General features: G+C 45.7%; 11 protein-coding genes. 6 read left to right on the top strand and 5 right to left on the bottom strand.

Features of this window, described 5'->3' with window-relative positions:
• Positions 1-13: 13 nt before the first annotated feature.
• From AAFX28_RS16180 to AAFX28_RS16190, 3 genes are all read left to right on the top strand, one after another.
• A complete protein-coding gene (locus tag AAFX28_RS16180; RefSeq protein WP_408690892.1) occupies positions 14-1,891 on the top strand; it encodes a propionyl-CoA synthetase in 1,878 nt (625 codons plus the stop codon).
• Between the two features lie 104 nt (positions 1,892-1,995).
• Positions 1,996-2,475 (top strand): N-acetyltransferase family protein, encoded by a 480-nt coding sequence (locus AAFX28_RS16185; protein ID WP_408689165.1) that lies wholly within the window; start codon positions 1,996-1,998, stop codon positions 2,473-2,475.
• Between the two features lie 65 nt (positions 2,476-2,540).
• Complete coding sequence (locus tag AAFX28_RS16190) at positions 2,541-3,920, top strand: bifunctional NUDIX hydrolase/phosphatase PAP2 family protein (RefSeq protein WP_408689166.1); 1,380 nt, start codon at positions 2,541-2,543, stop codon at positions 3,918-3,920.
• A 46-nt stretch (positions 3,921-3,966) separates the two neighbouring features.
• Here AAFX28_RS16190 and AAFX28_RS16195 read toward each other — a convergent pair whose 3' ends face one another.
• Complete coding sequence (locus AAFX28_RS16195; protein ID WP_408689167.1) at positions 3,967-4,776, bottom strand: Cof-type HAD-IIB family hydrolase; 810 nt, start codon at positions 4,774-4,776, stop codon at positions 3,967-3,969.
• Between the two features lie 175 nt (positions 4,777-4,951).
• On the opposite strand from AAFX28_RS16195, the gene queE reads away from it, so the two are divergent.
• Both queE and queC read left to right on the top strand, forming a co-directional pair.
• The gene (gene queE, locus AAFX28_RS16200; protein WP_408689169.1) at positions 4,952-5,602 is read left to right on the top strand and encodes a 7-carboxy-7-deazaguanine synthase QueE; all 651 of its coding nucleotides are present in this window, start codon (positions 4,952-4,954) and stop codon (positions 5,600-5,602) included.
• 11 nt (positions 5,603-5,613) lie between these two features.
• Entirely contained in the window at positions 5,614-6,312 is a 699-nt protein-coding gene (gene queC, locus AAFX28_RS16205) for a 7-cyano-7-deazaguanine synthase QueC (RefSeq protein ID WP_408689170.1), read from the top strand.
• Here the strand turns inward: queC and AAFX28_RS16210 are convergent.
• From AAFX28_RS16210 to AAFX28_RS16225, 4 genes are all read right to left on the bottom strand, one after another.
• Positions 6,269-8,245 carry a diguanylate cyclase gene (locus AAFX28_RS16210; protein WP_408689171.1) on the bottom strand — a complete coding sequence of 659 codons (1,977 nt, stop codon included), beginning with the start codon at positions 8,243-8,245 and terminating at the stop codon, positions 6,269-6,271. The two genes, queC and AAFX28_RS16210, sit on opposite strands and share 44 nt — an antisense overlap.
• 150 nt (positions 8,246-8,395) lie before the next feature.
• Complete coding sequence (locus AAFX28_RS16215) at positions 8,396-8,749, bottom strand: DUF2750 domain-containing protein (protein ID WP_408689172.1); 354 nt, start codon at positions 8,747-8,749, stop codon at positions 8,396-8,398.
• 100 nt (positions 8,750-8,849) lie between these two features.
• Complete coding sequence (locus AAFX28_RS16220) at positions 8,850-9,461, bottom strand: OmpA family protein (protein ID WP_408689173.1); 612 nt, start codon at positions 9,459-9,461, stop codon at positions 8,850-8,852.
• A 1-nt stretch (position 9,462) separates the two neighbouring features.
• Positions 9,463-10,767 carry a TolC family outer membrane protein gene (locus AAFX28_RS16225; RefSeq protein ID WP_408689174.1) on the bottom strand — a complete coding sequence of 435 codons (1,305 nt, stop codon included), beginning with the start codon at positions 10,765-10,767 and terminating at the stop codon, positions 9,463-9,465.
• A 427-nt stretch (positions 10,768-11,194) separates the two neighbouring features.
• Between AAFX28_RS16225 and AAFX28_RS16230 the strand changes: the two genes are divergently transcribed.
• Positions 11,195-26,644, top strand: coding sequence for a VCBS domain-containing protein (locus AAFX28_RS16230; RefSeq protein WP_408689175.1), 15,450 nt, complete (start codon positions 11,195-11,197; stop codon positions 26,642-26,644).
• Positions 26,645-26,694 lie beyond the last annotated feature (50 nt).

Here is a 26,694-nt window from a genome sequence, read left to right on the forward strand (position 1 = left end):
TGGAGGAAGCAATATGTCTGCTTATCAGAAAGAATATCAATGGGCACTCACGGAACCTGAATCATTTTGGGGCGAGAAAGCAAATAACATCGACTGGTTTAAGGCACCAGAAACCATACTAGCTAACGATGACAATGGGGTTGAAAGGTGGTTTCCTGATGGCGTTCTAAACACATCTTGGCTAGCTTTGGACTTCCACTGTGAGCAGGGGCGTGGTGATAAAGTCGCTTTAATCTATGATTCGCCAGTAACCGGCTCTAAGCAGCAATACACGTATAAAGAACTAAGAGATAAGGTCGCCAAAATAGCCGGGATGCTGGCTTTACAAGGGGTTGAAAAAGGGGACCGAGTGGTCATCTACATGCCGATGATCCCTGAAGCGGCGATGGCAATGCTGGCGTGTGCAAGACTTGGCGCAATTCATTCTGTGGTGTTTGGTGGTTTTGCCGCCAATGAGCTTGCGGTTCGATTGGAAGACGCTGAACCAAAAGTGGTGATGACTGCGTCTTGTGGTATCGAAGTAAACAAAATTATCCCTTACAAACCTTTGGTAGACAAAGCGATAATGGATAGCCGTTGGAAGCCTGAACGAGTGGTTGTACTTCAAAGGCCGCAGTGTGAAGCTCAGCTTGATAATGCTCGTGATGTAGACTGGGACACTTCGTATGAATCTGCACTGCCTCATGCTTGTGTACCGGTACTTTCGACCGATCCTCTCTACATCCTCTATACATCAGGCACAACAGGGAAGCCAAAAGGGGTTGTTCGTGACAACGGTGGCCATGCGGTAGCGTTAAAGTACTCAATGAGTGCTATCTATAACGTCCCACAAGATGGTGTTTATTGGGCGGCTTCTGATGTGGGTTGGGTTGTTGGCCATTCTTATATTGTCTATGCCCCACTTATTCATGGTTGTACGACCATCTTGTTTGAAGGGAAGCCCGTTAGAACGCCGGACCCCGGTGCATTTTGGCGTGTTTGCGAAGAATATAACGTTAATGTGTTATTCTCTGCACCTACCGCTTTTCGTGCAATCAAGAAGGAAGACCCAGACGGTAGTTGTTTGAAACAATATGACCTATCAAATTTAAAAGTGATCTTTATGGCAGGTGAGCGTCTTGATCCTCCGACTTTGGAATGGGTAGAGAGCAAATCTAGCAAGCCGGTCGTTGACCATTGGTGGCAAACAGAAACTGGTTGGGCAATTGCGGGGAATCCGACGGGTTTAGAGTCTATGCCAATCAAAGCTGGTTCAGCAACTAAACCTATACCGGGTTATCAAGTAGAGATCCTTAACGAGTTAGGGGATGCGGTAGGGGCTAATCAGCAGGGCTTTGTTGCATTGAAACGTCCTCTACCACCTAGCTGTTTACCGACAGTATGGCGTAATCATGATCGGTTTGAGTCTGGCTATTTGAGTCAATTCCCTGGTTACTATGTCTCCGGTGATGGGGGGTATCTAGATGAAGATGGATACCTGTTCATTATGGGACGTATAGATGATGTGATTAACGTAGCAGGGCATCGATTATCGACCGGAGAAATGGAAGAGATTGTTGGTGGTCATCCGGCGATTGCAGAGTGTGCAGTTGTAGGTATCCACGATGAGTTAAAAGGTCAGCTTCCATTGGGGCTCGTTGTATTAAAAGACGGCGTAAAAGTCGACGACCTTGCCTTAGAAGGTGAGTTGGTTGGTAAAGTTCGTGACGAAATTGGTGCGGTTGCCTGCTTTAAGCATGCGCTTGTTGTTGAACGCTTACCGAAAACTCGATCTGGAAAGATTTTACGACGGACCATTCGCCAAATTGCTGACGGAGAACAATATACAGTGCCATCAACGATTGATGATCCAAGCAGCTTGGAAGAGATAGAACGTGCATTAAAAGCATAAGTATAAGACATCTCGCTTTAAGCCCCTCATAGCAGGGGCTTTTTTATTGATAAAATTTGCATAAACCGCCAAACTATCACTTTATTTGTAACGCAAAAATATTTATGCAGCACATCAAAATACGCGCAGCATCAATGAACGATTTAGAACAGCTAAACGAATTGATGTTTCAACTGCATGATGAACATCATCAGCAGTGTTCTGAACACTTTAAAAGTGCTGAAGAGATTGAGCAGGAAAAGAGTATTGCTCGGTATATCGATGATCCGGAATGCATCGTTTTTGTTGCGTGTGTTGAAGAGAGTGTTGTGGGGTTTGTATCGGGGCATTTCTGTGAACTGGTATCTACCGTTAGCAAGCCTGTGCAGATGGGAAGTATTGATGAGCTATATGTCATACCCAGCTCTCGTGGAACGGGGGTGGCGAAAAAGCTTTGTCAAAAAATCGAACATCGATTTGAAGAATATGGCGTAAAGCAAATCTTCGTTGAGGTGTGGGAATTTAACCAATCTGCTATTCAATTTTACAACCAATCGGGCTTTGAACATCATATCCATTGGATGCGCAAGGCCGTGACTTCTTAGATTATATGGCGATGACTTTTACACGGAATCAGTTTACTTCTCTCATTGGCGTAATCCTCACGTTTATGTCCGTAATTGCATTTGCAAGCCCACAGGTAGATAACGTCAAAGGGGCGGTATGTGTGATACGCTCGGGCGACAAAGTCGTGATGGTTAATGAAATACTCACTAAAAAACTGTCACTGCCGGCTGGAACGGTGATGCAAGGTGAAGACCCTGCGATAACAGCACAACGCGAAACGTGGGAAGAGACTGGTCTTGTAGTTTCCATTGTGGGCGAATTAGGGCGCACGGATGAAGCAATCATTTACGATTGTGTCTGTGACTCTGATATTGTTGCTTTCCAGTTTAACAACAACCTGGATGGTAACGAGCTACCGGTTTGGTTTGCACCTCATTATGGCGTAGAGATTGCGTCTGCGATGCTTATTGATCCATCAGTCGTACCATTGGATTCGTATCGCTTTCCTGATCAACTTGAATGGCTAGTTCAAGAGTTACCTAAAGCGACTGATCAGAGTGTTATATACGTGGGGAATCTGGTTGAAGCAGCGCCGGGTATTAATCAGCTTGAACTCGATTGGATGGTTAATGTCCAAAGTGCAGTCCATAATCTCCCGACTAATCTGAGCTTTGTTGTAGAGCAGTTCATTTTTGCTGGTGGTTTGTTCGCGAGTCCTCTTGTGTTGCTTATCGTTTTACCACTTATGTACTGGAAGTTTGGCAAACAGTTCGCTTACAAAGCGTTCTTTGCTATTACGGTAACGTCCTTGTTAGCGTTGGTCGCACAACAAGGTTTTGCCCATCCTAGACCTCATGTTTATATTCCTGCTGTTGAGTTAGCGCAAACCTATGGCTACAGCCTACCAAGTTTGTCTATGGCTATTTGGTTGTGTATCGGTATTTTGGTGCTGAATGCACTGAATAGGCTCTCAGTGAACCCGTGGTCAATTGCTTTGTTGGTCGCGACGGCATGGTTAAGTTTGTCTAAGTTTTACAGTGGCTCTGCATTTTTAATTGATAGTGTCAGCGGGGCGCTTTTAGGAGCTTTGTGTGCATGGCACTTGATTCGTTTAGATGTAAAGCCAGACGTTGATCTTATGCAGCTGCTATCGTCCAAAGCAGTTTGGTTATTGCTCGTTGTGATTTGTACGGGGCTAACTTTCTTTTGGCCGATACCAGCATTCACCTATTGGTTGGCGACGGTTATTACCGTGTTCGCGCTTGTATCGACACTAACAAATGATGAGAGCAGAGCCTCGGGAAGAGCTGTTGCCATCGCAGGACTTCTTTGCCTAACATCCTATTTTGCTTGGAATGAACTAGTAGAAATGTTGTCAGACAGTGGGTTATGGTCACTGATTGGTGAGACATTCCGCTATCCAGTGTTGATTGTGTTATTCACTACGGTTGTTCGAATCAGTAGCAAGCTAAATAAGCAGTAAGCTTAATTTATATAAAGTAAAGGCAGCTCTATCGCTGCCTTTTTCATTATTTATTTAGAACGTATTGCTCAATAACTTTTGCTACACCATCGTCGTTATTGCTTGAGGTGATTAAGTCTGCGATTTGTTTGGTTTCATCCATAGCGTTTTCCATCGCAACACCCAATCCAGCGTACTTAATCATGTGGTGATCGTTTTCCGCATCTCCCATGCAAATAACGTTGTCTGCGGTAATGCCGATATGTTCTGCAATAGCTTTGATCCCAACGCCCTTGTTACTTTCTTTGTTAAGAAACTCTAGGAAAATAGGCGCGCTTTGAACAACCGTGAACTCTGCTCTAAATTGTTCTGGAACTCGTTTACTTGCTGCTGTCAATGTTTCTGGGTCGGCCACAATCATAGCTTTGATGATAGGGTGGTCATCTTCAAGTTCAGCAAAGTCTTTTACGGTAACGGGGATCTGATTGATGCTAGATTCAATCTCAGTGAACTCATTAAGCTCAGGGGTGATCAGTCCGTATTCGGTACTAAAGGCGTGACAATACGCACCAAGTTCTTTGGCTAATGCAGCTACTCGTTTCGAATCTCTGCCGTTGATGATCGCTGAGTGAATCAGTCGATCACTGCCAATTTCTTTTACCATAGAGCCATTAAAATAGACGACAAACTCATCGTCGCCAGTAATGTTTAACTCATCTAGCTTAGCTTGCATGCCATCTATAGGTCTGCCTGACGCTAAAACGACTTTGACACCTTGCTGTCTCGCTTCAGCGATAGCGTTCTGAGTTCTTTGAGATATGGTTTTATCACTGGTTAGTAACGTTCCGTCCATATCGAGCGCGATCAGTTTATACATCTCTTACCTAACAACTTTGAGTGAAAATTTAACAAAAGATGGCAGCATAATCGTTCACGTAGGATTGATCAATTTATGAATGGGTTGACCTAGCTTGTCCAACCCTTTAATGTCTCGTTCCTGCAGAATTTAGAAGATGAGTTAGGCTGAGACCAAATTGTACAAAATTAACGAAATGTTCGAGACGATACAGGGCGAGGGTGTATTTACAGGTGTACCTTCAGTGTTTGTTCGTTTACAAGAGTGCCCAGTGGGATGTGCTTGGTGTGACACGAAACAAACGTGGGATGCAACCCCGACCGATGAACGACCGCTAGACGAGATACTTGCCAAGAAAGAAGACTCTCCGACTTGGTGTAGTGTTAGCGCTGAAGACATCGTTAATGAATATAGAAAACAGGGCTACACAGCAAAACACATTGTGATCACTGGCGGTGAGCCTTGCATCTATGATTTACGTCCTTTGACTCAGGCTTTTGAGAATATAGGTTGTAAGTGTCAGATTGAGACTAGTGGTACGTCTGAGATATTGGCAACTGGCAGTACATGGGTGACAGTGTCACCAAAAGTGGCAATGAAAGGTAAGTTACCTGTACTAGACTCAGCACTGCGCCGTGCAAATGAAATTAAGCATCCGGTAGCAACCCAAAAAGATATAGATCAATTGGATGAGCTTATCGAGCGAGCAAATGTTTCTCAAGAAACCACAATCGCATTGCAACCAATTAGCCAGAAGCCCCGTGCTACGCAGTTATGTATCGATGTTTGTGTTGCTCGCAATTGGCGCTTATCTATTCAAACTCATAAATACCTCAGTATTGCATAAAGGAAAGTAAGATGAAGAAAGCCGTTGTTGTATTTAGTGGTGGTCAAGACTCCACAACCTGCCTTGTGCAAGCATTGAAAGAGTTCGATGAAGTTCATGCAATTACCTTTGATTACGGTCAGCGCCATAAACTGGAAATAGAGGTTGCACAAGACTTAGCGAAAGAGCTTGCTGTTGCTGCCCATAAAGTGATGGACGTTAGCTTACTTAATGAATTAGCGATTAGCTCACTGACTCGTGATGACATTCCTGTCTCTCATGAACTGCAAGAAAACGGGTTGCCGAACTCCTTCGTTCCTGGGCGTAACATACTGTTTCTTACCTTAGCAGGGATCTACGCATATCAAATCGGCGCGCAAACTGTCATTACAGGAGTGTGTGAAACGGACTTCTCTGGTTATCCTGACTGTCGCAATGACTTCGTTGAAGCGATGAATAACGCATTGGTTCAAGGTATGGATCGTCAGTTAGATATCTCTACTCCGCTAATGTGGCTAGATAAAGCTGAAACATGGGCATTAGCCGACCAATATGATGCGTTGCAACTTGTTCGTGAACAAACATTGACGTGTTATAACGGCATCATTGGTGATGGTTGTGGCGACTGCCCATCATGTGAACTACGCAAGGTAGGCTTGAATACCTACCTAGGTAATCGAGAGCAAATCATGGCTGAACTGGTACGTAAGCAGAAGCAGGCAGGTAAATAGGCTCATTAAAAGCGTCAATAATACAGTTCTTGCCACTTTCTTTAGCTTGATACAGAGCTTGATCGAGTATTGAGTACAGCTCATCAAAATCGTCAAGGCATTTTGAGGTGGCAAGATAAGAGAAGGTCGCGGTGACGTAGAGCTTCTCTTTGTTCTCCGCTTCAAAATGAGTGTTGGAGATGGCATGGTGAAGTTTTTCGACTTTTTCAACGATATCTAACTCATCCACTTCATCGATTACTATAACAAACTCCTCACCACCTAAACGACCAAACAACCCCGCCTCTTGAATATTGTCATTAATGATTTGAGCGACATGAGACAGTGCTCTATCGCCGGTAGGGTGACCATAATTGTCATTAATGCGTTTGAAGTCATCGAGATCGAGCAGTATCAAAAGATGCTTGTGCTCATGGTTGAGTAACTTAGGCATCGATTTTATCTCACGTATTGCCGCTGCTCTATTCAGCGCGCCAGTTAAGTGATCTCTTTCAGCTTTACGGGTGTGTATTTTAACACGCCACATATAAGCCACTCCTATTGCACACAGCACAATAATACTGAACAGATAAAGTGCGTTTAATGAATTGAGGCGCTTAACTTCACTACTCAATCTATCGTTTTCTTCCACAGCTTTAAGGAAGTTGACTTGCTGCTGATATTCTTTCTGTTGAGTGTCTAACGCGAGGTAAGCAGACTGCTGCTGTAATGTATGTTTAGATAACTCTGACTTTGTATATCTTTTGTAGTAGCTAAGGGCGTCTTGATACTTTTTTTCACTCTCCGCTATCAACGCCAATGATTCAAGCGCATCGGTCATAAGGTTGATACTCATGATTTTTTCACCAAGCTGATAAGCTTTCTCAGCGAAGTTCTTTGCAGATATATATTTGTTTTGTGTTTGATGAGACAAAGAGAGCGTTAAGTAAATCTCGCCGCGAATTTGGTCATTGCCTTGGAGGGATGCAAGCTCTAATGCTTCGAATAGCAATTGATAGCTTAGGTCAAAATTCTTTAGGTGATGGTTTGTTTCTCCTAATCCAAGCAGTGCGTAGGTCAGCCCGTAACTATGTTGATATTTAACGAGTATCGTCTGTGCTTGAGTAAAATGATAAAGAGCATACTCATAATCTTTAGCCGCGAGAAGAATTTTTCCCATGCTATGGTGAGATTGAGCAAGTTCAAGTTGGGAGTTGTTTTCGTGTCGAATCTTTAAAGCAATGTTGAGATACTCAATCGCTTGTTCAATTCGACCGAGCTTCATCAAAAGTAACCCAGAATCATTATAAACTCCTGATGGGTCGACGCTGCTGGGTATTATGCTTAAATACTTTTGATAGAACTCCAACGCAGTTTGATAGTCACCGATAGACTCAAAATTGTTAGCAATTACGCGAGTTGCTTGATATCTCGGTAGTAATGAGTGCTCAACATCAGCTAAGTGTGTTTTCAAAGAGTTGCAGTAAACATTAGCGTTACTGTATTGACCTTGCTTGTTCATGGCTCGACAAAGGTGATACTCAAACAGTATTTTTCCTTGGGCATCATTGGTTTTGTTAGCGAGGGAAAGTAGTTGGAGATAATTATTCTGTGCTAAAGGAAAGTCGAGTTGCTCTTCAGCATTCAGTGCAGATATAAACAGCTGTTCTTGGGTCGAGTATGCTTCGTTGAATGCAATGCGATTCCCGTGATATGGCTGTCCTCTCAACGTCATAAAACTATGTAACTTAGAGGCGACATAAAGCTTTTCGAAACCACCCGAAAGAGAATTATAGCGATCTTCTAACATGGTCAGAGCATGGCTGTCGCTTTGAGCCGAGACTTCGCTGAAAGCAACTTCCCATTGAGCCCAATCATTATCAGCAACTGCAATAAAAGGAGGGAGGAGTGTACCTGTAATCAAAAACAGGTATTTAGCTAATAGACGTTTCATTGTTATATAGTTCTAATTGTTTTCGTTATTTTAGGGCGTAAAACAAATAGAGTACAATGTATTGTTAGCTATATAAGAAGAAATGCGAGGTATGTAGGGTTGTACGGATAAAGAAAAGCGCCCTAGAAGGACGCTTCATATTTGTGCAAATTACGCTAAGTAAAGCTTTGCAAGGTCTGAAGGCTCCATTTCCTTGCCTTCAAGCTGGTCGTTCCAGTTAGTCCCTACTAGTACGCCGTCTTCTGAAAGTGTAATCAGCCAGTCTTCAACGAAGATATCGAGTGGGATCTCTAACACTTCAAAGTCAGCCCATTCTTCTACGTTGTGTGCTTTCGCGTCTTCTTGTGATGACCAGAAAGGCATTACTTCACTGTTTTCGAACTCAGTAGAGTCGCACGATAACCAGCCTTCTTCATTACGCATACCCCAAACAAGTTTAGATTGCTTGGTTTCAGCTACGAACAGTTCAAGGTTTGCCTGAATATCAGAAGTTAATTTGCTCATTGGAATAATCTCGTAAGTCAATTCGGTGCTAGAGTAACATTCATCTTTGAAAAGCCAAATAAAAAAGGGAGCATTTGCTCCCTTTAAAGATTAAATAACGCTATTTTTCGATTTTAGTGAAGATAGACCACTCTTCTTTCACGTTACCTTTGTGTCCAACAACCGTTGCGACTACTTTTCTGTTCATTGCATGACTTACTTCATCATCACCAAGCTCGCTAAGTTGGGTGTCCCCAAAACCTACGATGCGCACACGCGAAGAAGCAATTCCGTTATCGATAAGAGCTTTTTGTACAGCGTCAGCTCTTCGTTCAGAAAGCTTCTTGTTATATTCAGCCTTTCCGACTTTACTCGCGTAGCCTTGTATCTCGATGGATGTGGACGGGTATGCTTCTAAAAACTCAGACATCTCACGAATTTGAGCTAAGAACATTGGTTGAATAACATCAGAATCATTTTGGAAAAGAATATGAAGGTTCATTTCTTCTTCTGTTTTGATGTAAGTACCGCAACCATCATTGTCAATATCTGCTTTGCCTGGTGTTTGAGGACATAGATCTCGAGCATTAATAACGCCATCTTTGTCATCATCCAGTAGATCATCGATTTGGTTTGGCTTTGGAGTCTCTTTGTACTCGTAGGTATCTTCAGCTTTTAGTGGAGCGGCAAGTACTGTGGCAGCGATAACCATTGTTAATAGTGATTTGTTCATATCAATATTCTACCTTTTCATTCCACTCTTCAGGGGTATCAACACGTAGCGAAGCTAGCAAATTACCCGTCGCGTTCATCACTCGGTATTTTGCGTATTGCTCGTCATACTTAGCATCTAAATACCCTTTACGCGCTTCAAACAGTTCGTTTTCAGTGTTCAATAGGTCAAGTAGAGTACGTTTGCCTAGCTTGTATTGCTTCTCGTATGCAATAACAGTGTCAGATGCCGAGTCTACGTGGTCAGCCAAAAAGTCTTTTTGCTGAACCGTCAAATCTAGTGCACTCCAAGACAGACGAAGGCCTTCTTCTACAGAGCGGAAAGTACGATCACGAAAATCTTTGGCTTTGTTGAGTTGGTATGCAGCGCTTTCTGAGCGATCAGAGTCTGAACCACCGTTGTACAAGTTGTATCGCATACGAAGCATCGCAGAAAATTCATCACTGCTTCCTTCAATACCACCCGCATCATCGCGCCATGTTTGGTTGGCTTCAATAGAAAGCGTTGGGTAATTCACACCTTTAGTTTGGTCATACTGAAAACGTGCTGAGTCTACGTCTGCTTGAGCGACCTTAACTACAGGGTGTTGATTGAATGCGGTGTCAATTGCTTCGTCTACAGTATAAGGAATTGCAGTTTCGTCAGCACGAGGGAAGGTTAGACCTTGCGGAGCTTGTCCAACAATACGTTTAAATTGGGTATGTACGTCAAAAAGGTTGTTTTGAGCCGCTAGTAAGTTACCGTGTGCTTTAGCTAAACGAGCTTCTACTTGTGATAAATCAGCGGTAGAACCAATGCCAGAATCGACGCGTTTACGGATATCGCGGTAAATATCTTTATGAACAGCTAAGTTACTCTCTGATAGAGCTAAAACTTCATAAGCTTTTGTTGCGTCTAGGTAGATCTTTGTAACTTCCAATGCAATGTCTTGAGCGTCAGATAGAAGTTGGAATCGGACAGATTCAGCGTCAGCAGAGGTTCTGTCCATGTCATTCAATGTTGCAGAGCCGTCCCAAAGTAACTGTGTCAACGTAACGGTTGCTTCCTTCCGTGTTAACTCGTTTTCGGTACCCGATGCTAGGTCTACATTTTCATACCCTATTCCAGCATCCAAATCGATTCTAGGCATATAGGCGCCTGATGAAGCTTCCGAATCAAAATATTTACTTCTAAACTCATTGTATGAAGCTTTAATTTCTGGGTTGGTTGTAATTGTGTGAGCGACAGCTTGCTCTAATGTCTGACTGTGTGCTGGAAAGCTAAGAGCGATGGCGCAACTTAGTACTTTCAACTTATTCCAATTCACTTTGGTTCTCCTCAAGTGCTCTTATCGGAGGATAGCAATAATTGAGTGTCTCAATTTCGATACATATCCATCAATAGCGCCAATAAAATAGCATTCTTGGAATAAGAAAACTAATGCATTTATAGAAAATACTGTTACTTAGTTGTTAATTTGAGGTCTAAATACAGCTCTGTCTCATGAATGCGACCACGGTATGGTGTTCTTTTAAAATTGAGAGTAAAGCACTCAAAAAATGAGATCTTTATCCATATTCTCAATGATGAGAAATGCAACTTGTATCGTGTTTAATGTTAAAAACTGTGAATAAATTGTTTTTGTCTCAGGCCGAAGAATGGTAATTTATAGATTAAGTGAATCTATAAATAGTCAAACATTTGTCATCAATCTTAGGCAGGTGTTGTGTTAGTCAAGGATAAAGGGCTTTAGTATGGGATTTGGTACTTATGTAGCAATGGGTAACTCAGCAATTAACCAAGTTATCGTAATTGATATCAACGGTAATCTAAGAGTGTTAGGTGAAGGGGAACTACCTAAACCAGGTGAAGTCGTATTCGACCCGTATGCTATAGAAGAACAATCACCTCAAGTGAGTGTTGTCGACGAGAGCGGGGTGCCTCAGGACATTACTAGTGAGATAGATGATATCTTTGCAGCCTTAGAAGAAGGTCAAGACCCTACGCAATTAGGAGAAGACTTTGCAACGGCCGCTGGTGGAGAAAGTGGCTCAAGCTTAACTGCTTCTGGAGATGTCGCTCGTGATGGTGCCGAAACGATCGCGTCTACAGATTTCGTTACATCAGGATTTGCATCACTTGGCTTGTCTGAAACCCAAAGTTTGACCCTACTAGAGCAGTTCCGTCTATTTGAACCAGTCTTTGTTGATTCTTCAAACTCGCCGCTAGGTGAGAGCCTTGCCGTAATTACAGACGAAGACACCCCAATTAATGGTCAGCTTAGAGCGACCGATGCAAGCCAAAATGACACATTAACGTATACACAAACATCTTCTCCTTCTAACGGAACAGTCACGGTAGACCTTGATGGTACGTGGACTTACACTCCAAACGAAAACTACAACGGCCCTGACAGCTTCGAAGTAACCGTTGATGACGGTAACGGCGGCACTGACACGATCATCGTAAATATTGGTGTTACGCCAGTTAACGACCCAGCGACAGTCACTGATGACGATGGAACGGTAATTGAAGATAGTGATACTCAATCAGTCGCTTCAGGACAATTGTCAGTATCTGATGTGGACTCAGGAGAAGCATTTGTTCAACCAATAACTGTGATTAATGAATACGGGACGTTCACTGTTGATCGCGAAGGTAACTGGTCGTTCACGATCAACAATGAAGGTGAGGCAGTTCAAGCACTAGTGGATGGAGAACCTGTTCCTTTATCCTTTGATGTTACTTCGGTTGATGGTACGGCGACAGGGACGATCGACATTACGGTTGTTGGTACAAATGACGAAGCGACGATTACTGTTAATGAACCTCAGAGTGCTCCTATTGTTGAAGCGGGCATTGATGTGGACGGCAATGCAATTGGCAATGACTTCGCAGAAGGTAAGTTGTCGGTTTCGGATGCGGATGCAGGTCAGAGTATTTTTGGCGCGGTGACGCCAGAAGCCCTACAAGGTGAGTACGGTACCTTTACGTTCAACAGCGATACTGGTGCGTGGACATACCAACTAGACGACAAAAAAGCGGACGCTCTAAAACAGGGCGAGACGTTTACGGAAACGCTGACAGTTGCTTCAGTGGATGGTACAGACAGCCACAAGATTGAAGTAGAAGTCAAAGGTAGCAACGACGCGCCAACAGTAGAAGGTTCGCTGACTAAGAGAACAAACGAAGACGCGAAACAGAAGCAGCTTGACCTACTGGAAGGCGCTGACGATGTGGATAAAGACGCGCAACTCTCGATTGACCTAAACAGTATTACAGGTCTGGTTACCGGTTTACGCATTGCCGATGATGGTCACACGCTTCTCATCAACCCAGCAGACTTTAGCTATCTCACTCAAGGTGAAAAAGAGGTCATTAAACTTGAGTACAACGTGATTGATGGCTTGGGCGGTGTGACGGTTCAAACAGCGAAAATTGTGATCCGTGGTCGTGATGATGATGCCGAAATCAGCGTAGAGAAAGAGCAAAGCGCCGACATTATTGAAGCGGGTATCGACAAAGACGGTAATGCGATTGGCAATGACTTCGCAGAAGGTAAGTTGTCGGTTTCAGATGCAGACGCAAATCAGAGTATCTTTGGCGCGGTGACGCCAGAAGCACTGCAAGGTGAATACGGTACCTTTACATTCAACAGCGACACTGGTGAATGGACATACCAACTAGACGACAAAAAAGCGGACGCTCTAAAGCAGGGCGAGACGTTTACTGAAACGCTGACAGTAGCGTCAGTGGATGGTTCAGATAGTCACAAGATCGAAGTAGAAGTCAAAGGTAGCAATGACGCGCCAACGGTGGAAGGGTCACTGACGAAGAAAACGCACGAAGACGCGAAACAGAAGCAGCTCGACCTATTAGAAGGCGCTGACGATGTGGATAAAGACGCGCAGCTCTCGATTGACCTAAACAGTATTACAGGTCTGGTTACCGGTTTACGCATTGCCGATGATGGTCACACGCTTCTCATCAACCCAGCAGACTTTAGCTATCTCACTCAAGGTGAAAAAGAGGTCATTAAACTTGAGTACAACGTGATTGATGGCTTGGGTGGTGTGACGGTTCAAACAGCGAAAATTGTGATCCGTGGTCGTGATGATGATGCCGAAATCAGCGTAGAGAAAGAGCAAAGCGCCGACATTATTGAAGCGGGTATCGACAAAGACGGTAATACGATTGGCAATGACTTCGCAGAAGGTAAGTTGTCGGTTTCAGATGCAGACGCAAATCAGAGTATCTTTGGCGCGGTGACGCCAGAAGCCCTGCAAGGTGAATACGGTACCTTTACATTCAACAGCGACACTGGTGAATGGACATACCAACTAGACGACAAAAAAGCGGACGCTCTAAAGCAGGGCGAGACGTTTACTGAAACGCTGACAGTAGCGTCAGTGGATGGTTCAGATAGTCACAAGATCGAAGTAGAAGTCAAAGGTAGCAATGACGCGCCAACGGTGGAAGGGTCACTGACGAAGAAAACGCACGAAGACGCGAAACAGAAGCAGCTCGACCTATTAGAAGGCGCTGACGATGTGGATAAAGACGCGCAGCTCTCGATTGACCTAAACAGTATTACAGGTCTGGTTACCGGTTTACGCATTGCCGATGATGGTCACACGCTTCTCATCAACCCAGCAGACTTTAGCTATCTCACTCAAGGTGAAAAAGAGGTCATTAAACTTGAGTACAACGTGATTGATGGCTTGGGTGGTGTGACGGTTCAAACAGCGAAAATTGTGATCCGTGGTCGTGATGATGATGCCGAAATCAGCGTAGAGAAAGAGCAAAGCGCCGACATTATTGAAGCGGGTATCGACAAAGACGGTAATGCGATTGGCAATGACTTCGCAGAAGGTAAGTTGTCGGTTTCAGATGCAGACGCAAATCAGAGTATCTTTGGCGCGGTGACGCCAGAAGCCCTGCAAGGTGAATACGGTACCTTTACATTCAACAGCGACACTGGTGAATGGACATACCAACTAGACGACAAAAAAGCGGACGCTCTAAAGCAGGGCGAGACGTTTACCGAAACGCTGACAGTAGCGTCAGTGGATGGTTCAGATAGTCACAAGATCGAAGTAGAAGTCAAAGGTAGCAATGACGCGCCAACGGTCGAAGGTTCGCTGACTAAGAGAACAAACGAAGACGCGAAACAGAAGCAGCTTGACCTACTGGATGGCGCTGACGATGCAGATAAAGACGCGCAGTTATCTATTGATATCGATAGCGTGACAGGCTTGGTTAAAGGGTTGAGTATTGCGGATGACGGCCATACGTTAATTATCAACCCAGAAGAGTTTAGCTATCTCACTCAAGGTGAAAAAGCGGTCATTAAACTTGAGTACAACGTGATTGATGGCTTGGGTGGTGTTACTGCTCAAACGGCGAAAATTGTGATCCGTGGTCGTGATGATGATGCCGAAATCAGCGTAGAGAAAGAGCAAAGCGCCGACATCATTGAAGCGGGTATCGACAAAGACGGCAATGCGATTGGTAATGACTTCGCGGAAGGTAAGTTGTCTGTTTCGGATGCGGACGCAAATCAGAGTATCTTTGGTGCGGTGACGCCAGAAGCATTGCAAGGTGAGTACGGTACCTTTACGTTCAACAGCGATACGGGTGCGTGGACATACCATCTAGACGACAAAAAAGCGGACGCTTTAAAGCAGGGTGAGACGTTTACCGAAACGCTGACAGTCGCTTCAGTGGATGGTACAGACAGCCACAAAATTGAAGTAGAAGTCAAAGGCAGCAATGACGCGCCAACGGTCGGTGACACACTGACGAAAACTACTCATGAAAACGCATCACAGAAGACTCTCAACCTGCTTAAAGGAGCAGATGATGTAGACGCGGACTCGACTCTATCGGTTGATAATGTTCAAGGTCTTGTAAAAGGATTAACACTAGACGGCAACAAGTTGGTGATTACACCAGAGGCATTTAGTTATCTGACAACAGGACAGCAGGAAATCATCACCATCAAATATGATGTTGTCGATGAACATGGTGCAGCGACATCTCAAGAAGCACAAATCATCATCAATGGCCGTGACGATAGAGCTGAAATAGTTGTGGAAGGTCAGCAAGATCTGAATGTCGTCGAAGCCGGTATTGATCAAGATGGTAATGCCATTAGTGATCAAACTGCGGGTGGTACATTAAAAGTCATTGACCCAGATGCGGGCCAAGATAAATTCCAGAACGTTACAGCAGAGCAACTTGAAGGTAAGTTCGGTACATTTACTTTTAACTCAGAAACGGGTGAGTGGACATACAAACTGGATGAGGACAAAGCCGATAAGTTAGATGTGGGTGATGTACGTACAGAAACTCTTGTTGTTACATCCGCTGATGGGCGAGACAGCCACAAGATTAAAGTAGAAATCAAAGGCAGCAACGATGCGCCAACGGTCGAAGGTTCGCTGACTAAGACCACCCATGAGGACGCTTCGCTTAAGACTCTAAACTTACTCAAAGGTGCTAATGATGTTGATGCTAGCTCTGAGCTTTCGATTGCAGATCTAGACACATTACCAAAAGGGTTATCAATCGCTGGTGACGGTCACACGATAATCATTGATCCAAACGAATTTAATTACCTAGGTGAAGGCGACAGCAAAGAAATTATTCTTGAGTATAACGTGGTAGATGGTAAAGGTGGTATTACCCCTCAGACAGCAACTATCACGATCAACGGTCGCAACGATGGCCCTGTCGCTATTGATGACAACTACGGTGACGATACCGAAACAGTACTGTTGACTGAATCATTTGAAAACATGGCATCTCCAGACAAGTGGACGGTGGTGTCTACAGATCCTGATGGAAACTGGACCTTCACTGAAGGCCTTGAAATTGAGCGTGATGGTTTGATTGTAGATGCAGCAGAAGGCGACTTTTACGCAGAGCTGGATGCGTATAATAATACGGCCATTACCACGACACTTGATACTGAAGGTCAAGACACAGTCAAAGTAGAGTTTAGCTACAACCCACGTCAAGATGGTAATTCATCATCAGACATGACATTTACTGTGGGTAGCACAGTAATCACTCTGCATGCTGATGGTACTTATACAGCTCCTGCGGGCTACGCCCTAACGCTAGATGGTCCGGACGCTAAAGGCTGGTATAAAGTCAGCGGTGAATTTGAAGTAGATGGTAATACTACATTACTTGGGTTTGCTGGTGATGGTAAGTCGGATGGACTCGGTGCGTTTATTGATGACATTGTTGTTACCGGTGTCGAGCAACATGCTCTGACAACGGATGAAGACACGACTCTGGTTATTACTCCTGCACAACTTCTAGGCAATGACTTTGATCCTGATAACGATGCTATAGAAATCATTGGCGTTGAACTTGTTTCAGGTCCGGAGGGTACTAACGGTACAGCCACTCTTATTGATGGCAACATCGTATTTGTACCAAACGATAACTACAACGGCGAAGCGACTTTTAAATACACGATTACGGACAATAAGGGTGGCGTAGATACTGCAACAGTAACCGTTAAAGTTAACCCTAATAACGACGCACCTGAGTTCATTTCAGATGATGGTGTAGGTATCGATACGCCAAGTATTGATAAATACGTATTCGATTCTCTTCCTGAGATGTCAAAGGCAGGTACTGTAGTTGGTACAGTCAAGGCAGGTGATGCAGATGGTGATGACCTAACTTACAGCTTCTCAGGTGGTAGCCTCATAAATGGTCCATTTACCATTGACGCAGATTCTGGTGTTATTACGTTAAACAAAGAAATCGATGATGCCGATCTTGGTAAGTTTGAATTAGACGTTCAAGTCACTGATGGCAAGGGCGGAATCGATACTGCTACGGCTCATGTCGAACTTACCAACGTAAATGAAGGACCAGTCGCCACTGACGACTCATATGATAAACCTTCTGAAACGGTTCTCCTTTCTGAGTCATTCGAGAATATGGCTAACCCTAAAAAATGGACGGTAGTGAACAAAGATCCGAACGGAGTCTGGGAGTTTACAGAAGGACTGGAGATTGAGCGCGATGGCTTAATAGTTGATGCTTCTCACGGAGAGTTCTATGCAGAGCTAGACCCTCACAAAAATACTGCTATCACGACGAAAGTTGATACATCGGATCAAGAGTCGATTCGACTAGAGTTCGATTACAATCCGCGCCAAGACGGCAATTCATCATCTGATATGACGTTTACAGTAGGTACTACTGTGATTACGTTGCATGCGGATGGAACCTTTACAGCACCAAACGGTTCGGTCGTAAGTATGAAGGGGCCAGATAGCAAAGGTTGGTACGAGATAAGTGCGGAGTTTGAAGTTAAAGCTGATGAAACGCTAATTGGTTTTGCTGGAGATGGTGCTTCAGATAAGCTCGGAGCTTTCATTGACAACATTGTTGTAACGGGTATCGATCCACTTGAACTTGTTACTAAAGAAGATCACACATTAACGATTGATCCTAATGAGTTGTTGGCGAATGACTACGATGTTGACGGTGACACAATTACTATCGTCGATGTCTCACGAATTGATGGTCCGGATGGTACTAACGGTACGGTTAAGTTAGTTAACGGCCAAATTGTTTTTGAACCAAATGAAAACTTCAATGGCGAAGCGACATTCCGCTATACGATTAGCGATGGAAATGGCGAGACTTCTACCGCGACAGTAACTGTGAACGTTACTCCAGAAAACGACGCACCGGAAATCGACGACGCGACCGTGAATAACGTGTCAGAGAGCATCGCGAACGGCACCGAAGTGTACGACGTACAGGAAGCGCGCACAGGCAACGATACGGATCTGGACGGCGAAGATCTGCAATACACCTTTGTGCACAGCGACAACACCCGCAGTACGACGAGTGAAGACGGCGCGTTCAGCATCGACCCATCCACTGGTAAAATCACCGTGCTGGATACCACGAAAGTGGACTACGAGAGTGCAACCTCCATCGTACTGACAGTTGAAACGACCGACGGTGTGAATAAAGACACCGCGGACATCACGCTCAACTTGACCAACGAGAACGACAACGCACCGGTCATCAACGACGGCAGCAAGACAATCTCTGAAAGTGTGGCCGACGGCACCGAAGTGTACGACGTACAGGAAGCGCGCACAGGCAACGATACGGATCTGGACGGCGAAGATCTGCAATACACCTTTGTGCACAGCGACAACACCCGCAGTACGACGAGTGAAGACGGCGCGTTCAGCATCGACCCAGCCACTGGTAAAATCACCGTGCTGGATACCACGAAAGTGGACTACGAGAGTGCAACCTCCGTCGTACTGACAGTTGAAACGACCGACGGTGTGAATAAAGACACCGCGGACATCACGCTCAACTTGACCAACGAGAACGACAACGCACCGGTCATCAACGACGGCAGCAAGACAATCTCTGAAAGTGTGGCCGACGGCACCGAAGTGTACGACGTACAGGAAGCGCGCACAGGCAACGATACGGATCTGGACGGCGAAGATCTGCAATACACCTTTGTGCACAGCGACAACACCCGCAGTACGACGAGTGAAGACGGCGCGTTCAGCATCGACCCAGCCACTGGTAAAATCACCGTGCTGGATACCACGAAAGTGGACTACGAGAGTGCAACCTCCATCGTACTGACAGTTGAAACGACCGACGGTGTGAATAAAGACACCGCGGACATCACGCTCAACTTGACCAACGAGAACGACAACGCACCGGTCATCAACGACGGCAGCAAGACAATCTCTGAAAGTGTGGCCGACAGCACAGAAGTGTACGACGTACAGGAAGCGCGCACAGGCAACGATACGGATCTGGACGGCGAAGATCTGCAATACACCTTTGTGCACAGCGACAACACCCGCAGTACGACGAGTGAAGACGGCGCGTTCAGCATCGACCCAGCCACTGGTAAAATCACCGTGCTGGATACCACGAAAGTGGACTACGAGAGTGCAACCTCCATCGTACTGACAGTCGAAACGACCGACGGTGTGAATAAAGACACCGCGGACATCACGCTCAACTTGACCAACGAGAACGACAACGCACCGGTCATCAACGACGGCAGCAAGACAATCTCTGAAAGTGTGGCCGACGGCACCGAAGTGTACGACGTACAGGAAGCGCGCACAGGCAACGATACGGATCTGGACGGCGAAGATCTGCAATACACCTTTGTGCACAGCGACAACACCCGCAGTACGACGAGTGAAGACGGCGCGTTCAGCATCGACCCAGCCACTGGTAAAATCACCGTGCTGGATACCACGAAAGTGGACTACGAGAGTGCAACCTCCATCGTACTGACAGTCGAAACGACCGACGGTGTGAATAAAGACACCGCGGACATCACGCTCAACTTGACCAACGAGAACGACAACGCACCGGTCATCAACGACGGCAGCAAGACAATCTCTGAAAGTGTGGCCGACGGCACCGAAGTGTACGACGTACAGGAAGCGCGCACAGGCAACGATACGGATCTGGACGGCGAAGATCTGCAATACACCTTTGTGCACAGCGACAACACCCGCAGTACGACGAGTGAAGACGGCGCGTTCAGCATCGACCCATCCACTGGTAAAATCACCGTGCTGGATACCACGAAAGTGGACTACGAGAGTGCAACCTCCATCGTACTGACAGTCGAAACGACCGACGGTGTGAATAAAGACACCGCGGACATCACGCTCAACTTGACCAACGAGAACGACAACGCACCGGTCATCAACGACGGCAGCAAGACAATCTCTGAAAGTGTGGCCGACGGCACCGAAGTGTACGACGTACAGGAAGCGCGCACAGGCAACGATACGGATCTGGACGGCGAAGATCTGCAATACACCTTTGTGCACAGCGACAACACCCGCAGTACGACGAGTGAAGACGGCGCGTTCAGCATCGACCCAGCCACTGGTAAAATCACCGTGCTGGATACCACGAAAGTGGACTACGAGAGTGCAACCTCCATCGTACTGACAGTCGAAACGACCGACGGTGTGAATAAAGACACCGCGGACATCACGCTCAACTTGACCAACGAGAACGACAACGCACCGGTCATCAACGACGGCAGCAAGACAATCTCTGAAAGTGTGGCCAACGGCACCGAAGTGTACGACGTACAGGAAGCGCGCACAGGCAACGATACGGATCTGGACGGCGAAGATCTGCAATACACCTTTGTGCACAGCGACAACACCCGCAGTACGACGAGTGAAGACGGCGCGTTCAGCATCGACCCAGCCACTGGTAAAATCACCGTGCTGGATACCACAAAAGTGGACTACGAGAGTGCAACCTCCATCGTACTGACAGTTGAAACGACCGACGGTGTGAATAAAGACACCGCGGACATCACGCTCAACTTGACCAACGAGAACGACAACGCACCGGTCATCAACGACGGCAGCAAGACAATCTCTGAAAGTGTGGCCGACGGCACCGAAGTGTACGACGTACAGGAAGCGCGCACAGGCAACGATACGGATCTGGACGGCGAAGATCTGCAATACACCTTTGTGCACAGCGACAACACCCGCAGCACGACGAGTGAAGACGGCGCGTTCAGCATCGACCCAGCCACTGGTAAAATCACCGTGCTGGATACCACGAAAGTGGACTACGAGAGTGCAACCTCCATCGTACTGACAGTTGAAACGACCGACGGTGTGAATAAAGACACCGCGGACATCACGCTCAACTTGACCAACGAGAACGACAACGCACCGGTCATCAACGACGGCAGCAAGACAATCTCTGAAAGTGTGGCCGACGGCACCGAAGTGTACGACGTACAGGAAGCGCGCACAGGCAACGATACGGATCTGGACGGCGAAGATCTGCAATACACCTTTGTGCACAGCGACAACACCCGCAGTACGACGAGTGAAGACGGCGCGTTCAGCATCGACCCATCCACTGGTAAAATCACCGTGCTGGATACCACGAAAGTGGACTACGAGAGTGCAACCTCCATCGTACTGACAGTTGAAACGACCGACGGTGTGAATAAAGACACCGCGGACATCACGCTCAACTTGACCAACGAGAACGACAACGCACCGGTCATCAACGACGGCAGCAAGACAATCTCTGAAAGTGTGGCCGACGGCACCGAAGTGTACGACGTACAGGAAGCGCGCACAGGCAACGATACGGATCTGGACGGCGAAGATCTGCAATACACCTTTGTGCACAGCGACAACACCCGCAGTACGACGAGTGAAGACGGCGCGTTCAGCATCGACCCAGCCACTGGTAAAATCACCGTGCTGGATACCACGAAAGTGGACTACGAGAGTGCAACCTCCGTCGTACTGACAGTTGAAACGACCGACGGTGTGAATAAAGACACCGCGGACATCACGCTCAACTTGACCAACGAGAACGACAACGCACCGGTCATCAACGACGGCAGCAAGACAATCTCTGAAAGTGTGGCCGACGGCACCGAAGTGTACGACGTACAGGAAGCGCGCACAGGCAACGATACGGATCTGGACGGCGAAGATCTGCAATACACCTTTGTGCACAGCGACAACACCCGCAGTACGACGAGTGAAGACGGCGCGTTCAGCATCGACCCAGCCACTGGTAAAATCACCGTGCTGGATACCACGAAAGTGGACTACGAGAGTGCAACCTCCATCGTACTGACAGTTGAAACGACCGACGGTGTGAATAAAGACACCGCGGACATCACGCTCAACTTGACCAACGAGAACGACAACGCACCGGTCATCAACGACGGCAGCAAGACAATCTCTGAAAGTGTGGCCGACAGCACAGAAGTGTACGACGTACAGGAAGCGCGCACAGGCAACGATACGGATCTGGACGGCGAAGATCTGCAATACACCTTTGTGCACAGCGACAACACCCGCAGTACGACGAGTGAAGACGGCGCGTTCAGCATCGACCCAGCCACTGGTAAAATCACCGTGCTGGATACCACGAAAGTGGACTACGAGAGTGCAACCTCCATCGTACTGACAGTCGAAACGACCGACGGTGTGAATAAAGACACCGCGGACATCACGCTCAACTTGACCAACGAGAACGACACCGCACCAATCGCAAACGATGACCCTAAATCATTCACACTTTCACTTGGTTCTTACGATTCCAATGGTTCTTGGAGTAACGATGGCTTAGAAAGTATTGACGCAAGTTTTAATGGTGTAGACACAGGTATATCAGGCAACAATGAAGACGTTAATAGCGTTGGAATTGGTGTATCAGATGATGTTAATGGTGGTCCTGCTAACCAAATTCAGTTTAATCGCGATTCGGGTGAATCAGAGCAATTAAGCGTTAAATTAGATCAACCAGCTACTGAAGGTAGATTCAAAGTTAGTCACCTTTACTCAAGTGAGGGGGGCTCAAGTGAGCAAGGTAAATGGAGTGCTTACTTTAACGGCATCTTAGTTGCGACTGGGGTCTTCTCCAATGACTCGGGTAGTACAGGCGAGTTCACAATTGATACTGATGGATTTGCATTTGATGAGATCGTATTTGAAGCAACAGAGTTTTCTGGTGGTCCTGATAGCTCGGGCCCGAACGGTGACTCTTCAGACTATTACTTGGAAGGTCTTGAAGTTAGCTCAAGTGGCGCATTTGCATTCAACGAAGGTGATGTTATAAGCATCTCAGTTGCTGATGTTTTAGAAAATGACACCGATGTAGATACCCCTCACGCCGAGTTGTCAATCAAGACGCTTGGTCAACTTACTGATGAAAACGGAGATGCTATTCCCGGCGCAACGGTATCAATGAGCGCTGATGGTACTCAAATAGAAATTACTGTACCAAATGATTTCAATGGCAAGGTTAAGTTCGGTTATACGATTGACGACGGTAATTTGGAAAGTAACCTTGCAAACGTAGATATCATTATAAATCCAGTTAATGATGGGCCAGAAGCTGATACGTTCACCGAAAACACTACAAATGGCTCGGCATCTATCTCATTTTCTGACTTCACTCGTGACATCGAAGACGATGCAGATGGAGTTGAAACGCAGTTAGTAATCCAAAGCGACCCTATCTTCGGTACACTTTATTTTGTCGATGAAAATAATGTTAGGATTGAGGTAGTTAAAGGCGATAAATATGATGATCTCGACAACTTTGAATATGTAGTCGATGACAATATTGCTGAATCCTTAAGTTTTTCTGCATCAGACTTAGTCTCTAAAATTGATACCACTGATGGTAGCCAATCTATCAGTTATTTTGATGCTGGTATGATCACCATTTCAGCAGGTCTATATACTGGAAATCAACCAAGCGGCTCTGATGTTGTTGAAAATCCAGGAGTGTTCCTAAATTACGATAGCAGAGACTCCGAAGAAGGATTCGGTGTATCGACATCACCAGACGGTGACAGTGAACTTGATGTAACGAGTAAAGAGTATATCTCTATCGACTTTAGCCAAACGGGTGCTAACGTTACGGATGCTAATATTCACTTAGGTAGTGTCTATGCCCATTATGACGCTAATAACTCTGCTCAAGGTGAAATAAATGTCGTAGCACTTGATGCAGAAGGCAACGTTATCAAAACGTTCAGCTTCGATGCGGATGACGGCACGTTAGATATTGATAGTTCAGGCAATGCCACTGTGAACATCAGCTTACCTGACGGTTTTTCGGAGATTCGAGTCTACACGACTCAGAATGGGTCATCGAATCCAGTAACCAATTCAAATATTACGCTCAAAGGTGTAGATGTTATAGATGCTCAAGTCTCAGAGTCAATTGACTATATAGCTGTTGATTCAGGAGATCTGTCGAGTGAGACCGCTCAGCTTAATATTGACACCGACTCGATCAAAGAGCCTATGCCTGAGGTCACTTCAAAGGCAACTGAGGTTATATCTGAAGTTACAGACTTAGGTTCAGTATTCACTGGTACAATTGAGGTCAGTAACGGTGACAATGTCACATTGACAGCACCTACTGACACATTTACTTCCGGTGACGAAACGATCGTTTGGACCACAGCAAATGATGGTCAGACATTGGTTGGTTCGGTTGATAGTGGGCCAGTTATCACCGCAACTATCACTAATGAAGGCGGATATGAAGTAACTTTGCACCAAGCTATCGACCATGTTAAACCAGCCGATGATTTACAAGTAATGATGGACATTGGTGTTTCTGTTAGTAATAACAGTGGAACGGTAGACGGAACATTGTCGGTTCCTATCGCTGATGACGCGCCAAACGCTCATGATATAACAAACGAAGTTATCGTAGAGACCAAGGAAGGTGCAAACGTCCAGTTAGTACTTGATATATCAGGATCAATGAGTAAAGACTCAGTTACGGGGGAATATAACGGTAGCAATGACACCCGCCTTCAAGTTATGCAAGACGCAGCGACTCAACTTCTCAATGAGTATCAAAACTTAGGAGATACTCATGTACAGATAGTGTTATTTACCGATGATGATCATACCTCATCCTCAAATTGGTTAACTGTTGATCAGGCAATTGAAATGATCGAAGGCTTACTCGCTGGAGGTGGCACTCACTATGACGAAGCTTTGGAACAGGCAATGGATGCTTGGTCAGATAACTCTGGTGTGGGTAGATTAGGTGGTAACCCTACTAACGTTAGTTATTTCCTTTCTGATGGTGCTCCAAACTCAGACGGTACGATTGATAGTGAGGAAGAGAGTAATTGGACCCAATTCTTGGAATCCAAAGGTATTACAGCGCTAGCTTACGGCATGGGCGAGTCACTTGTAGGCAGTGCTGGTTCTTCGTTGAATCAAGTTGCTTATGATGGAGCTACGAAGATTGACACAGACTCTGTTATTGTTCCTGATGTTACGCAGTTGCCTCCAGTGTTGCTTCAATCCTTGATTCAACCGTCTACAGGTAATTTAAATACAGATATCGGGCAAACGGGTGCAACTAATGACTTAGGATCCGATGGTGGTTACGTTTCTGAGATCAAGTTTGGTGCTCTAACAGTTTCGTATGATGGCAAAGACGTATCAGTTTCAGGCAACCAACAAGGTGCTAGCTCATTAATATCGGGTTCTCAAGTATCAATCTTTATCGACAATAAACACTCATTAGTGTTTAACATGGAGTCAGGCGCATATCAGTTCTATGCTGCTGTTGTTGATAGTGACACTTCGTTTAACTTTGATTATACCTTAATGGATCTTGACGGTGATACTGCTGCTGCAGATCTTACGTTTGATATAGCGGCTCCGTTGGTTTTTGATGGCAAATCTCAAGGTGATATCGTAGATACAGTTGTAGCAGACCATGCCGGCACTTTACATGAGAAGGTTGTTTGGATGCCGTCTGGAAGCAATGAGCCTGTTCCAACTTTTACTAAAGCTGAAACTGCAGAAGGACTTACTATTGACGTCGGAGCTGCAGGTGACAACGTTTTAATGGGTGCTGGTGACGACACTATCTACCTAGGTGAGAGTAGTGCTCTTGGTCTAGATAACGAGACTATTCATGAGACCAAAATTCAAAATGCTCAGGAGTTGCTTGATGATGTATATAGTTCTGGTAGTGATTTAAGTCATTTACAAGATAATGCTGAATATGGTGGCTTCACGACTCTGAGTACTGCATCAAATGCATATGTCGATTTGGGGCATGGTGGCGGTGGCGATGACAAGATTTATGGAGAGGAAGGTGTCGATCTCATCTTTGGAGGAAGCGGGAATGATATCTTAGATGGTGGTGAGGGTAATGATGGCCTGCGTGGGGGAACCGGTAACGATACGCTTAAAGGGGGGATTGGCGCTGACATTCTTATTGGTGGTTTGAGCGATGATATCCTCACTGGTGGTGAAGACGCAGACATCTTCAAATTCGTCGACCAGGGGACAGGTGTTCGTGATGGTGAAGTTGATACGATTAAAGACTTCACTGCTCATGAAGATAAGATCGATATTTCTGAACTGCTTCACACTGACGCTAACGATACAATCACTACGTTGTTAGAGAACGATGAGATTGGACTAGCCGTTAATGGTGATAATCTGGAACTAACTATTTCTGATGGTACGAATAGCCAGAAAGTTATCATCGAAGGTGGCACGTCGGAATATAGTAGTGAGCTTTCAGGTGGCTCACTTAATGATGTTGCTTCAATAATCCTAGGTGACATGCTCAAGGTATACGATACAACCAACTACTAAAACAAAAAGGGCCGCAAGGCCCTTTTTAATACTCGTTACTTAGGTTGTGT

It is taken from the genome of Vibrio sp. TBV020 (assembly GCF_046056895.1).
Taxonomy (GTDB): Bacteria; Pseudomonadota; Gammaproteobacteria; order Enterobacterales; family Vibrionaceae; genus Vibrio.